General features: G+C 42.0%; 11 protein-coding genes. 3 read left to right on the top strand and 8 right to left on the bottom strand.

Going from position 1 to position 14,394, the window contains the following annotated elements:
* Positions 1-67: 67 nt before the first annotated feature.
* The 5 genes from ACMXYS_RS03500 to ACMXYS_RS03480 form a co-directional block, all read right to left on the bottom strand.
* Positions 68-670 (bottom strand): hypothetical protein, encoded by a 603-nt coding sequence (locus tag ACMXYS_RS03500; RefSeq protein ID WP_415897596.1) that lies wholly within the window; start codon positions 668-670, stop codon positions 68-70.
* Positions 671-756: 86 nt separating this feature from the next.
* The gene (locus ACMXYS_RS03495) at positions 757-1,476 is read right to left on the bottom strand and encodes a tyrosine-protein phosphatase (RefSeq protein ID WP_415897595.1); all 720 of its coding nucleotides are present in this window, start codon (positions 1,474-1,476) and stop codon (positions 757-759) included.
* Positions 1,473-3,671, bottom strand: coding sequence for a GumC family protein (locus tag ACMXYS_RS03490; RefSeq protein WP_415897594.1), 2,199 nt, complete (start codon positions 3,669-3,671; stop codon positions 1,473-1,475). The genes ACMXYS_RS03495 and ACMXYS_RS03490 overlap by 4 nt, the downstream gene beginning before the upstream one ends.
* A gap of 32 nt (positions 3,672-3,703) precedes the next feature.
* The gene (locus ACMXYS_RS03485) at positions 3,704-4,237 is read right to left on the bottom strand and encodes a polysaccharide biosynthesis/export family protein (protein WP_415897593.1); all 534 of its coding nucleotides are present in this window, start codon (positions 4,235-4,237) and stop codon (positions 3,704-3,706) included.
* 32 nt (positions 4,238-4,269) lie between these two features.
* The gene (locus ACMXYS_RS03480; RefSeq protein ID WP_415897592.1) at positions 4,270-5,472 is read right to left on the bottom strand and encodes an outer membrane beta-barrel protein; all 1,203 of its coding nucleotides are present in this window, start codon (positions 5,470-5,472) and stop codon (positions 4,270-4,272) included.
* A 231-nt stretch (positions 5,473-5,703) separates the two neighbouring features.
* On the opposite strand from ACMXYS_RS03480, the gene galU reads away from it, so the two are divergent.
* The 3 genes from galU (at position 5,704) to ACMXYS_RS03465 (ending at position 9,719) form a co-directional block, all read left to right on the top strand.
* On the top strand, positions 5,704-6,594 hold the full coding sequence (galU, locus tag ACMXYS_RS03475; protein WP_415897591.1) for a UTP--glucose-1-phosphate uridylyltransferase GalU: 891 nt from the start codon (positions 5,704-5,706) through the stop codon (positions 6,592-6,594).
* A 216-nt stretch (positions 6,595-6,810) separates the two neighbouring features.
* Positions 6,811-8,451 carry a glucose-6-phosphate isomerase gene (gene pgi, locus ACMXYS_RS03470; protein WP_415897590.1) on the top strand — a complete coding sequence of 547 codons (1,641 nt, stop codon included), beginning with the start codon at positions 6,811-6,813 and terminating at the stop codon, positions 8,449-8,451.
* Positions 8,448-9,719, top strand: a complete 1,272-nt coding sequence (locus ACMXYS_RS03465) for a nucleotide sugar dehydrogenase (RefSeq protein ID WP_415897589.1) — start codon at positions 8,448-8,450, stop codon at positions 9,717-9,719. Before pgi ends, ACMXYS_RS03465 begins: the two co-directional genes overlap by 4 nt.
* A gap of 561 nt (positions 9,720-10,280) precedes the next feature.
* On the opposite strand, the gene ACMXYS_RS03460 is transcribed toward ACMXYS_RS03465, so the two are convergent.
* From ACMXYS_RS03460 to cysD, 3 genes are all read right to left on the bottom strand, one after another.
* On the bottom strand, positions 10,281-10,901 hold the full coding sequence (locus ACMXYS_RS03460; protein WP_415897588.1) for an SH3 domain-containing protein: 621 nt from the start codon (positions 10,899-10,901) through the stop codon (positions 10,281-10,283).
* A 493-nt stretch (positions 10,902-11,394) separates the two neighbouring features.
* Entirely contained in the window at positions 11,395-13,299 is a 1,905-nt protein-coding gene (cysN, locus tag ACMXYS_RS03455) for a sulfate adenylyltransferase subunit CysN (protein ID WP_415897587.1), read from the bottom strand.
* Positions 13,299-14,198, bottom strand: a complete 900-nt coding sequence (gene cysD, locus ACMXYS_RS03450) for a sulfate adenylyltransferase subunit CysD (RefSeq protein WP_415898230.1) — start codon at positions 14,196-14,198, stop codon at positions 13,299-13,301. The genes cysN and cysD overlap by 1 nt, the downstream gene beginning before the upstream one ends.
* Positions 14,199-14,394: the final 196 nt, after the last annotated feature.

Genomic DNA, 14,394 nt, shown 5'->3' with positions numbered 1-14,394 from the left:
CCTAGCATTATTTTAAATCCGGACAATTAAAGAATTGTCAGCAGAAAACTGACTAGAGGGCGTAAAGCTATCTACAAAACCTTTTTTGGTTTTCATCTCTATGCATATACGCACAAATCAGATTGCGTCGTTTATATGCATCTAAGTTAAGCGCCATACCCTTAAAATTATGCTTTAACCCTCGAGAGACATTTGCAGCAATAATATTCTTTTGCTCTACAGACAAATTTGGCCATGACATCGCCCCCGTATGCGCAATTGTAAGATGAACAGATTGCTCCCAAGGGCCATATTTTTCAGCTTTAACTAAGGCCTGATCAAATACCTCATCAAACTCACCAAGATAAGCTTTCATTAAAGCCATATTAGCCCATGTATAGGGCCATCGAGGCCTTAACTGCGCAGCAGTATCATGAGACTGCTTAGCGCTTACAAGGTAAGCCCTCCCTAGGCCATCCACCCCTTTCACTAAGGCCTTATAATATAAGGCTCTAGCCTTAAGCTCATGATACTCAGGGTTTTCACTTTCCCAAGATAAAGCTCGGTCAGCATCGGCGAGAGCCTCGTCTATTACTTTCAAATCAGGCAAGGTCCGCTCCTCTTGCCAAGACTCAATCGCATAACGGGCCTTATAACCATACAAATCACCCATCGCCCAAGACGCAGCCATATAAATACCCATGACACAGAAAAGCAGGCCTATAACAATTGATAATTTTATTAGTGGTGATTTAACTGACATAACCCTTTCAAAATCTAATTTATACCAATGATACGAGCCGGGTTTTCCCACACCAAACGCCGCGCTTCTTCCACACCAATGACTTCAGCTGCAGCTTCCAACGCTTTTGATAAGATCGGCGGCCTATAGTTTGCGTTATGCGCATCACTAGCAAGAACTGTAACCCATTGATTTTCTAGCATCCTCAAAGCTAATTCATGAGCCTTCTGCCCAAAATCAGCAGTCACTGACATAGCCGTCAGCTGAAACAAACACCCCATCTCAACAAAAGGTGCCAATTTACGCTCATCCGCAATAAACCCTTTATTTCGCTCTGGGTGAGCAATCATTGGTAGCACACCGCGATCCAAAAGCCACTTCACTAGGTTATCGGTACCTGGCGGTACATGACTATGCGGGAGCTCCAATAGCATCACTTTTTTTTCATCCCACTCACCAAGGAATGGTAATTGCCCGGAGGTAAACATAGCTAAAACCTCAACGGACAACCGAACTTCTCCTGCTGGCATAACCACTAAAGGAATATCATTATCCACAAGCGCTTGCTGAAATTGCTCAAATACAGGCTGAATAGTTTGAGCATTATTGTCATACCGACCAGGATGAACATGGGGCGTAAAGACCATATGTGTAATGCCATCAGCTACAGCAATACGAGCAAGCGAAAGAGCCTCTTCTAAAGAAGAGGCTCCATCATCGATACCGGGCAAAATATGGCAATGCAGATCAATCATGCTGCGCTCTTGCTTTCCTCTGTATAACCGTAGGAATCGTAATACCCACCATAATCAGCCCCATAATATTTAGACGCTTTTTTGGTATTCACCTGATTTAGCACTACACCGATGAGTGGAGCATTAATATCTTTCAATCGCTTCAAACCAGCTTTGGCTTGTTGATAACTGGTTGAATCAGCCTTAACCACGTAGATCATCGCACCAACTTTTGGAGCAAGCACTAGCGCATCACTTACCGCTTGCGTTGGTGCAGTATCTATAACGATACGATCATACTTAGTTTCAAGCACACTTAGTGCTTTTGCGAAACGCTCAGAAGACAATAATTCAAGCGGGTTTGGAGGAATAATACCTGCAGTCAAAACATCGATACCCGAAGCTTCATGATGATGAATACAATCCTCTAGCTTTGAGGTACCCGCCACAAAATTAGATAATCCTGGTAATTTATGATCAAAACCCAGCGCTTTGGCAAGAGAAGGTCTACGCATATCTGCATCAATAAGCAATACTCGCTCCATTTGCCCTAATGAATAAGCCATATTGATCGCTGTTGATGTTTTGCCCTCACCAGGAATAGTTGAGGTGACAGCCAACACCTTATGTGGATTATCTAAAGCAGACAACACCACACCCGTTCTAATAGTACGAACTGATTCCGCAAAAGCGGATTGAGAGTCCTCCAGATATTCACTATAACTCGGGTGTTTAACATCCTTGCGTTTTAACAATGGTAATAAACCCATCATTGTTTCACCCAACTTACCCTCAATATCGGCTGCAGTTTTAACCGTGTTATCTAACGCTTTCAATAGGAAGGCAAAAACAACACCAAACATAACGCTTACAACAAATGCTAATACTACTATTAATTTCTTGTTTGGCTTTGCTGGCAGCTGAGGCTTTACTGCCGGATCTACTATTCGTGCATTAGCAGTTCTCAAATCACCTGTCGCACTCGTCTCATTAAAGCGAGTAAAGAAAGTATCATACAGAGCTCGCTTGGTATCGACATCCTGCTGCAATTCACGCAATTTAAACTCTTTACGACTCAGATCCTGCATACTGCCTTTAGTCGTTGCCAAAGAATTCTCTAGGGACTTCTCACTAGCCAACGCTGCCTTATATTGGTTTTCGATTCCATTAACCACAGAGATAATTTGCTGATTTAAAGAACGGTAGGCAATATTCAATTCTGAATTCACAGCTACCATTTTTGGGTGCTTGCTACCATATCGCTTAGCTAGTTCAGATTTTTTTAATTGCTTCTCTGCTACAGATTCCTTCATTGTCTGAACCAAAGGATGCTGCAGCACAGCTGGAAGTAACTCTAATTTACGAGGATTGCGTTTACCTATTTTTTGGATTTGGTCATAAACGCCTTGCAATTCCAGACGATCTCTTCGAGATTCAACAAGCTTGGTAGAAACAAGATCTAGCTCTTTAGAGGCAATATCCAAACCACCTTTTTCACCGACAATACCTTCCTGATCTCGGTAATTTTGCAATTGTTTCTCAGCCACTCTTAATTCATCACGCAAGTAACCAAGACGATCACTCAACCAAGTAGAAGCCTGCATAGTCACTTCCAACTTAGCCTCTAGGTTACTTTCTATGTAAGCCTGACCAATTGCGTTAGCGACTTCTGCAGCCATTACAGGCGAATATGACTCATATGTTACTTTTACAAGCTGAGTTTTACGTACCGGAGAGACCGTTATTTTTTGACGGAATAGATCTAATTTTTTCTGAAATATATCTTCTTCAGATGGTTCAATAACCCCACCCGGAAGCTCTAGTGGCAATAATTCTCGCCAATTAAAAGAAAAAGTCGGTTCTTCATTAAATTCAGGATGATTAGCTAGATCCAGCTTGCGCATTACCGATTCAGCAAGCTTTCTCGACTTCAGAATCTCAAACTGAGTCAGAAAATACTCTTGATTCCCGGACTCTAAACCATAAACCTCTTCAATAGAGACAACTTGCGCTTCCTGAGCCTCAATTAACAATGTGGCAGTAGCCCGATATACCGGTTTCATAGAGAAAACCACAAGAATCGTGAGCAAAGTTACCAAAAAGGCAAAGCCTATGATTCCCCATTTATGCCGACTAATCGTTAGCCAATATTCTCGGAGGTCAATAACGTCTTCTTGCATTAAGCGGTCAAATGCAGCGTTTTGCTTGTTATCCATATACAAATCCGTTTGGAAAGCTCACTAGGGAATTAAAAGAAACTTTCTTCGATCGTTATCGTGTCTCCAGGGGTAACCGGATGATTGATATCGATTTTAATAGGGTCTTTATTTGCTTGTTGCTCCGTTACAACAAAAAACTTGTCCGACGAGGCTCGTTCAGTAAAACCACCCGCAAGCGCAACCGCTTTCTGAAGGGTCAGCCCCGGCTGATAAGGATATGCGCCGGGCTCTTCCACCTGGCCATAAATAAAGAATTGTCGGTATTCTATTACTGCAACATTGACACTTGGGTTGACTAAATAACCATCTGCTAATTTAGAACGAATCACTTCACTTAATTCGCCCGTACTCAAACCATTAGTGCTAATTTCTCCCAAAAACGGATATGAAATAGTGCCCGCATCGCTCAAACGCACTTCTAAACTTAAATCCTCTTCACCAAATACGGTGATACTCAAAAGATCCCCCGCACCCAAAGGGTAATCAGACAGATCATTGGCTTTACTAAAGGAAGCACTAAGCAGAAAAAAGGCACAGGCAAAAATTTTATATACGTTTGACACAATTAATCCTTACAACAATTATTCAGGACGGATTACAAAGAACCTTGTACTGTGAAATAAACAGCATTTTTGTCGTAATCAAGACCACTCTGATTCGAAGTCCGATCCGAATAAGAATAATCAAGCCCTAGGTCCAACCAGCGCTGCAGTTGATAAGTAACACCAACACCATAAATTTCCGATTCATCAGAACGGCTACTAGAAACATAATCGCTATCTGACTGACCATATCCCACACGGGAAATAATTCGATTACCCCAATCGTGCTCCCAACCTAGGTTCCAGCTAGTTGTATCTATATAGTTACCAGTACCGTCAGTTTCTTCTTCTTCCCTACTTGTTACAAAACTAACGACAGAATATGTTTTGGGTGCCCAGTTAACGGCCAATTCCCAGCTAATACCATCATCATCTTCACGTGACGCTGAATCAAAATCTTTTTCCGCATAACCTATTTTGAAGATACCCGTGGTTTTTGCAGTTGCATCCCAAGTAGCACCCACCAAATATTCGGTTTCTGAGCTATCTAAAGTCACAGAAGCAAGATCATAATCAATCTCTTCATGCTCAATTTCGAATAATAGAGACGTTTTAGGCATTACCCGATAATAAAATGTGCCGGTAACTTTTGAACTTTCTCGATCTTTAGCTGCAGTCTGGCTTCGAAAATTACTATATTCACGATCATTTAACTCCGCTGCGACTTCGATCCGCCCCTTAGCATCTTGCGCGCCAAAACCATATTTCGCAGATAGAGTAGTTACATCATATTCGACTGGCGCAGCATTAGCTGTAGCATTCGAACCCTGATTAAGACCAGACCCTCTGTCTTCATGGGCCTTTAGGTACCGAGCTAACAATTCCAAACGGTTACGGATATTAAAGTCTAAATAAGCCTGAGCAGACAGATCATGATCCGTATAATTATCTGCAGAATCATTCTCATAAATTCCATGCTTAATAGCATAATTCAAGCTATAAACATCTAGGCCTTTTTCCAAAACAGCTTGAACAGAAGGATTAACCACAGTAATGACTGAATCAACTTTGTTTGAGTCCGTAGAATAAATATTATCATCATGCCCAACCTGGACATTAAACTGAGGAATTACCTGAAGAGGCCCTAGTTTTGCAGGAGCTGGATCAATAGCAAAAGTAGGGGCAGCTGCCATAAAGCTAGCCAAGAGAGTAAATGTACAACCAATAAAGCGATGCTTGCGAGCCAAATTTTCCATGGAATATCATCCCTTTCCTTTTCCACTATCCATCTCTGAGTATTTGCTATTCGCCAAGCCATTGGACTGATGGATAAATTTCGATCATTCTAACACACAATCCAACAGCAAATCTCGCATTCGCACCTGCAAAAAAGAGTAGCAGCTTTAACTAATTATCTTAATTACTGTAACAAAGCCATGTTACTATTTAACATTTATGGAATTAACACTCAGAGGACACACAAAAGGATGTCAAATCAAGTAACCAAAGCTGTAATCCCCGTAGCGGGCTTAGGCACACGAGTACTCCCAGCAAGTAAGGCCATTCCTAAAGAGATGATGCCCGTTGTAGATAAACCTGTGATACAACACGTTATTGAGGAAGCTGTAGCCGCAGGGATTAAAGATATAGTATTGGTTACACGTTCAGGCAAAGCCTCTATAGAAGACCATTTCGATTGCCATTACGAACTCGAAGCCGAATTAGAGCGTAAAGGAAAAACAGCCATCCTAGAATCAGTCCAAAACATTATTCCATCGGATGTTTCCATCAGTGCTGTTCGTCAACACAAAGCTCTAGGCTTAGGTCACGCCGTTCTTTGCGCTGCACCAATCATAGGGAATGAAGACTTCGCGGTCTTACTCCCAGATATGCTTATTAATTGCCACGGTCTGCCGCAAGCCGACCTATCGGCGATGGTAGATACATATAAAAAGACAGGTTGCGGCCAAATCATGGTTGAGCCAGTTCCTATGGAACACGTCGACCGCTACGGTGTAGTTGATTGTTCAGGCATTGATATTTCTGCCGGACAATCCGCGGATATTTCTCGCATGGTAGAGAAACCGCCAATTGATGAAGCACCTTCAAACCTCACAATCAATGGCCGCTACATACTCCCTGCTCGCATCATGGAGCTATTGAAGGACACTAAGCCTGGTGCAGGCGGAGAAATCCAACTAACAGACGCAATGGCTGACTACCTTAAAGAAGGTAAACTGCAAGCATTCCACATGAGCGGGAAAACTTACGACTGCGGGAATAAAGCTGGCTACTTGCAAGCAAATGTTGCTTACGGTCTTCAGCACACTGAAACCGCTGACAGCCTTAAAAGCTTTATAAAAGAGCTTAACCTTTAAAGGCCAACACGAGAGGCGCCTAGCTTTATAAAACAACGCTAGACGCCCACTTACCGAGTAATTAAAAGTAAGGGCCTTGCTTAACCCCTAGGGGACTAAGCTCAAAAAGAAAGATACCTCCAGTTGTATCAGAGATATCCAAGGATATATTTCACCCAAAACAAAAATGATGGGTAAAATACTGGATTAGCGATTAGCACAAACTAAGGAACACTGATGTCATCACCCGAATCCGCGGCATGGGACAGCCTCAAATGCCATGCCAATAATATGTCTCAATCACATATAAGCACACTGTTCACACAGGAGCCGGATCGCTTTAATCAATTTACTTTTGAGCAGCAAGAGTTACTACTCGATCTTTCCAAACAAAGAATCACGCCTGAAACTAAATCATTGCTAATAAAATTAGCTGAGGAAAAACAACTTTCCGATTGGATATCAAAATTATTCCAAGGAGAGCATGTTAACGATTCTGAAGACAGGCCCGCCTTACACACAGCACTGCGGTCTCCAGCGAACTTTTCTATACCTTTAGCAGGTAAAAATATTGTAACCGAAGTGCATGACAACCTAGCTCGAATGGAACAAATCGTTAAAAGAATTCATTCTGGGCAATGGAGAGGTTATACAGGCCATTCAATTGACACTGTTGTAAATATTGGCGTAGGCGGTTCCGATTTAGGTCCATTTATGGCGTGCAAAGCGCTATCGGAGAATAGCCCCAATATTGCTCGCAAAATAAAAGTCCATTTTGTTTCGTCTATGGATGGCAGCCAACTCGCAGACTTACTTGACCAGCTCAATCCTGCGCGCACACTTTTCATCATCTCATCCAAGTCATTCACAACGATAGACACATTGGCTAATGCGCAAACAGCTAAAGAATGGTTAAAACAAGCAAGCAATTCAGGAAGCGAGGAAACTCTGGTAGCACGTCACTTTATCGGAGTATCCGCCAACCCGCATAAAGTATTTGAATGGGGCATTCCAAAAAGCAATCAACTTGAATTTTGGGATTGGACAGGTGGGCGATATTCCATGTGGTCAACTATAGGCCTCCCAATTGCATTAAAGTTAGGAATGTCGGGGTTCAAAGAACTTCTAGCCGGCGCACATGAAATGGATGAACATTTCAGAATTACCGACTTTGAGGAAAACCTACCAGTTTTGCTTGCGATGGTAGGTATATGGAATATCAACTTTCTAAATATTAATGCTCATGCCATCCTTCCTTATGACGGACGACTAAGTCACATACCTGCTTACCTCGAACAGCTTGAGATGGAAAGTAACGGAAAATCTGTCGATAGAAATGGCAACAACGTAAACTATAAAACCTGCCCCATTCTTTGGGGAGAAGTCGGAACAAATGCACAACACGCATTTTATCAACTACTCCATCAAGGAACTGAGGCTGTCATGTGTGATTTTATTGTATCCGCACGCCGGTATCATGAAACCGGCAATTCTGAGTTACAACATCAGCACCAACTTAATTTAGCAAACTGCCTCGCTCAGTCGAGAATCCTTGCGCTCGGAGACTCTGTTCTTCAAGGAGCAGCAAGTGCTCCAGCTTATAAACGCTATAAAGGCAATCAGCCATGCACAACCATCATGCTAGATGAACTAACACCTTTCACATTTGGACAACTGATAGCACTCTACGAGCACAAAGTATTCGTCCAATCCGTAATTTGGAACATAAACCCATTTGACCAATGGGGTGTAGAACTTGGTAAAAAAGTAGCCACTTCTCTGTTAAATGCGTTTGACACCAATAGCGGCAAACCTAACTTTGATAGCTCTACAAACGGCCTACTCAGCCACATTGCGTCCAAGGGAGAGGTAAAATGAAAATCACCATTTGGGGTAACGAACTTCTAGCATGGACCTCTGCGGCAGCTCTCGCAGAAAGCGGCAACAATATCTTATTGGTCCCTAATGAACATGAATTTCCTAACGAACAAGACCTTGAGTTCAAAGTAAGCAATGAACCCAACCTCGAACAACTTATTTCCGATGCTCAACACAGTGGCCGACTCACTATAGGCTCCGATACTGATGGTATTGCTCACGCTTCAAACCATATTCTTGCGCTTAACCCAGATCAATTCAAAACAGCTGAACGATTAGTTAACCGCCTTAGCGATCAACATTCTTCTAATCTCCTGATAATTAACCAATCTAATTTCGGTGTAGGTAGTTCAGATAAGTTACAGAGCCAGCTAAACGAAGCAAACAACCAAGTTATCAGCTACATACCTGACATGCTCGCAGAAGGCTCAGCCTTAGATAATTACAAATCGCCACAAACCATTATACTTGGCTGCACAAATGATTGGGCTTTACTAAATATCAAAGCCCTAATGCGCCCTTTCAGCCAATCGGTAAAACAGTGGATGATCATGTCTTGTAAAGAAGCAGAGTTCACAAAATTTGCGAACACCGGAATGCTTGCTTTACGTTTAGGCTACATTAATGAGCTTGCCAATCTTGCCGATCAACTAGAAGTTGATATAGAAGTTATCCGAGAAGCTATGATTACAGACCCTCGCATAGGGCCTCACTATCTCCATCCTGGTTGCGGGTTTGGCGGTTTACATTTTCAACAATATATTGAAGCGCTATCAGATTTGATGACCGAAGCCCGAAATTCAAAATTGCTTGATACTGTATTGACTGAAAATGAAAAGCAAAAAGAACAACCTTTCCGAAAGCTATGGCGCCATTACTCGTGCGACCTTCAAGGAAAAACAATTACACTCTGGGGCCTCTCATTCAAATCAGGTACGGCAAGTATAGACAACTCTCCAAGCCTCAAAGTAATAGATACGTTACTAGCACAAGGCTGCACCCTGCAGATACACGACCCAGAAGCTATGAATAACATCCGAGAGCACTTTGGCAATCAGTGCAATCTTATTTACTTCGAAAACCCATACGATGCCCTCAAAGACAGCGACGGTCTTCTATTACTGACCGAATGGCCTGAATACTGGTCCCCTGACTATAATGAAGTCCTCAATCAGATGAACCAACCGCTTATCATTGACGGCAGAAACATTTTTGATAAAGAGCTATTAAAAAGCTTAGGGTTCACTTACTACGGTGTAGGCAGATAACAGCAATCACTTCTACTATTTTCTGCGAGGGAGGAACCTACTCCCTCTTCCAAGCAACTAATTAACAGCCAAAAACATTCCAACAAGCCTTTAAAGGCCTAATAGCCCCAAAGAATAGAGAACCAGAAGTGAACAGCGCCTTTATAAAAAAATATAAAACCCTAATCAGAATCTTATTCATACTAGCCCTCACAGCGCTTTTATATGGCATTTTTAGAAGCACCCCTCCAGAAAGATTATTTGAAGACTCAGATAAAGTAGGACACTTTATTGCATTCTTTGTTGTCTCTTTTCTTGGGAGGTTCGCTCTTTACCAAGCGCCACACTTAATCTATTGGAGCGTGTGCTTACTATTATCCTATTCTTTAGAGTATTTTCAGGAAATACTACGCCCCCTTCGTCATTTTTCAGCCTGGGATGCTTTCGCAAATGCTAGCGGAGTAATTTTTGCGATGTTTCTATGCTTTGCACTCACTAAAATAACACTAAAAACAGCGAAAGAAGTATCTCCACGTAAATAAGCTAAGCGAGCAACCACGCTGTAAACAATAAAACCTGATCCTATAGGTACCCCACAAGCTGACACCGACTACCTTCTATATTCACTTGCTCTAACTCATAGGACACATCTGCCTTCATAAGTATATGCATAGAGTAAGTATCAGACTGTTCGACTACTGAATGATCCAGCGTTTGATTTACTGGAACAGGAATTAAATCCCCACTCCGCGCTCTAGCCACCAACTCAGCACTACAACCAACCTTAATTGATTTAAGGTCGGCGCTTTGAAGTAACTCATACTGAAAATGCAGATCACAACCCTGAATTATTTCGGCACCAATAATCTTTTCGCAGGTTAACTCAGCAGCTATTACCTCTAGTTTTAACTTTTCAGGTACTGCCTGCTGCTGCAGCTTGTTTTCTTCTTTTAAAAATGAACTATGCATCCAACCTTCTGTTTTTCCGGTTTTTTCCTCTTTCCCTGTGAAATAGATACGCGTCCACTCACCTTGCTCTTCCATTTTGATAACTAAATGCCCCTTATTAAGCATCAGCATACTACGACCGTTTAAACCGGGTTGTGCACGAACTCTGACGCTGTCACTTGTCACAACCAAATACTCGACAGCAGATACAGATGTAGATAATAAAAGCAGTAAAAAAAGAAGAGGGCTTCGCACAACTAAACCTATCAATTGGTTAAGAATTTCCCGAATTGTATCGACCGAAACTTAAAGACGCAAAGACCTATTAGACAAGTAACACTTTAACCGTCACGGCCTTCAATCAAAGGGGTTACAACCACCCAACAAAAAAATTAGGAATATTTCCTATATATTTACTCGACCGATAAACTTAATATCTTTAACAGCAGAGAGGTCAGGGAAGGCCCTAGCCTTCAGGGATGAAGGCCTCTGCATTCTGATCAGGGAAGATAAGGAGCCGACAAGGATGTCGGTACCCTTTCCCTTTATAAGCTTCAATTCCCCCCCAATGGGAGCAATCTCCCGCTTCATATACCAACCGAGCTTTAACAAAGACAAAGTTAAAACAAAAAGCTCACATTAATACATCTAAAACCTATTAGAATAAAAACACCAATAAAAAAGCCCTCATTCCGAACAACTAAGAAATAGCTATGAGGAAAGAGAGCTCTAGTTAATCTGAATACCTCTAGCCCAGATAACCATTATCTTTGAGATATTGCACTACTTGATCTGCACACTCATCCGCGCTGTAACCTGCAGTACGTAGATCACACTCTGGATTCTCTGGTGCTTCATATGGAGAATCAATACCAGTGAAATTTTTAAGTTCACCCTTTCTCGCTTTTTTATAAAGCCCTTTCACATCGCGTTGCTCAGCCACATCAAGCGGTGTATTGATGAAGACCTCAATAAACTCACCCTCACCAACTAATTCGCGAGCCATTCGGCGCTCAGAACTGAATGGCGATATGAATGCAGTCAAGACAATCAAACCCGCATCAAGCATTAAGCTTGAAACTTCTGCGATACGACGAATATTTTCTACTCTATCACCGTCCGTAAAACCAAGATCTTTATTCAAGCCATGACGCACATTATCACCATCTAACAGGTAGGTATGTCGCCCCATAGCAAAGAGTTTTTGCTCGACCAAATTAGCAATCGTCGATTTTCCTGAACCCGAAAGGCCTGTCAGCCACAAAATACAAGGCTTTTGATTTTTCAGGCCCGCACGCTCTGCCTTATCAACATCCACATGCTGCATCGTAATATTATGACTACGACGTAAAGCAAAATTAATCATCCCGGCCCCAACAGTACCGTTACTCAGACGATCAATTAATATAAAACTACCTGTATCCTGGTTATCCCTATATGGATCAAAGGCAATATCTCTGTCTAAGCTAATCGCACAAACACCAATAGCATTAAGCTCAAGAGCTTTAGCGGCGGTACGCTCCATCGTATTAACGTTCACCTGATATTTGATATCTGTAATAGTAGCCGAACAGGTTTGCGTCCCAGCCTTAATCAGATAAGTACGCCCAGCCAGTAAAGGCTCTTCATTCATCCAAACAATTACCGTTTCAAATTGCTTAGCCACAGAAGCAGGATTTGCAGACTCAACTAGCAGATCACCTCGCGAGATGTCCACTTCATCTTCAAGTGTTAGCGTGACAGACTGGCCAGCTACCGCACGATCTAGATCACCATCCAGAGTAACTATCTTAGAGATTTTGCTTTCATTACCCGAAGGCAGCACTCGGATTTTATCCCCTGGATGGACCACACCACTTGAGATCTGCCCCGAAAAGCCACGAAAATCTAAATTAGGTCGATTAACCCACTGAACAGCCATTCTAAATGGCGCCCGTTCAGCCCTATCAATATCTACCTCAACAGACTCTAGATAACCCATTAAAGTAGTGCCGCGATACCAATCCATGTGTTTACTTGGCGTTGTAATGTTATCGCCTTTAAAGGCAGACAAAGGGATAAAGGTAACTTTGTCAATGCCCACTTCTTTGGCAAACGTTTGATAATCCTCAATAATTTTCTGAAAAACTGATTGGGAGTACTCAACAAGATCCATCTTATTGACCGCCACTACAATATGACGGATACCAATTAAAGATACCAAATAGCTATGACGGCGAGTTTGCGTCAACACACCTTTACGCGCATCAACCATAACAATAGCGACATCGGCAGTTGATGCACCTGTCACCATATTACGAGTGTATTGCTCATGCCCAGGAGTATCTGCAACAATAAATTTACGCTGATCCGTGGAAAAAAAACGATAAGCAACATCAATCGTAATGCCCTGCTCCCTTTCAGCTGCTAGCCCATCAACCAATAGCGCAAAGTCGATTGATTCACCTTGGGTACCGTACTTCTTTGAGTCAGACTCTACTGCCGCTAACTGATCATCAAACAACATTTTAGATTCATACAACAAGCGACCAATTAACGTACTCTTTCCATCATCCACGCTACCGCAAGTAATAAAGCGCAAAAGACTTTTATACTCATGCTCTTGAAGATATTGAGAAATATCATTCTCAATCAGGCCCGATACATGTGCCATTAAAAGTATCCCTCTTGCTTTTTCTTTTCCATAGATGCAGCAGAATCATGATCAATTACTCGCCCCTGCCTTTCAGAAGTTTTAGCCAATAACATCTCTTGAATAATTTCAGGTAAAGTTGTCGCTCTTGACTCAACAGCTCCTGTTAACGGATAGCAACCCAACGTTCTGAAACGAACATGCTTCATCATTGGGATCTCACCTTCATTCAAAGGCATTCGCTCATCATCAACCATAATCAAAGAACCATCACGCTCAACCACAGGACGCTCAGCAGAATAATACAACGGCACAATAGGAATACCTTCCAAATGGATATACTGCCAGATATCTAATTCAGTCCAGTTTGAAATAGGAAAAACTCGGATTGATTCTCCTTTATGCTTTTTAGCGTTATATTGCTTCCAAATCTCAGGCCTTTGTTTTTTAGGATCCCAACGATGATCGCCGGTTCTAAATGAGAATATACGCTCTTTCGCACGAGATTTTTCCTCATCACGACGTGCACCACCGAACGCTGCATCAAAGCCGTATTTATCTAAAGCCTGCTTCAATGCTTCCGTTTTCATAATATCAGTGTGAATTGCTGAGCCATGAGTAAAAGGATTAATCCCTTTTTCTAAACCCTCAGGATTGGTATAGACCAATAATTCCAACCCCAGATCCTTGATCACTTTATCCCTAAAGGTGTACATATCCTGAAACTTCCAAGTTGTATCAACATGTAGCAAAGGAAATGGGGGAAGCGATGGATAAAAAGCCTTCATCGCAATATGTAACATTACAGCACTATCTTTCCCTATCGAATACAGCATCACAGGATTTTCAGTCTCTGCAACAACCTCCCTCATTATCTGAATGCTTTCAGCTTCCAGACGCTGCAAATGTGTTAATGGCATACTTTCTCCTGAAAGCGCACCTTTTTTAAAAGGCTCGCTCTTTTTAACATTTAAAGTCCCTGCCCCCATTAGCACTCCACTTTTATGAGGAACTACTTGCTCATAGGGAATAAATTCTATTTGTTTATTGCGTAACTTAGACCACCTACAAAATTCACTGTGCTTGTGGATGTATGAAAAACGACTAATAACTACA

This window comes from Neptuniibacter sp. QD57_21 (assembly GCF_047778075.1).
In the GTDB taxonomy this organism is placed as follows: Bacteria; Pseudomonadota; Gammaproteobacteria; order Pseudomonadales; family Balneatricaceae; genus Neptuniibacter.
This window is presented reverse-complemented; position numbering and strand designations above follow the sequence as displayed.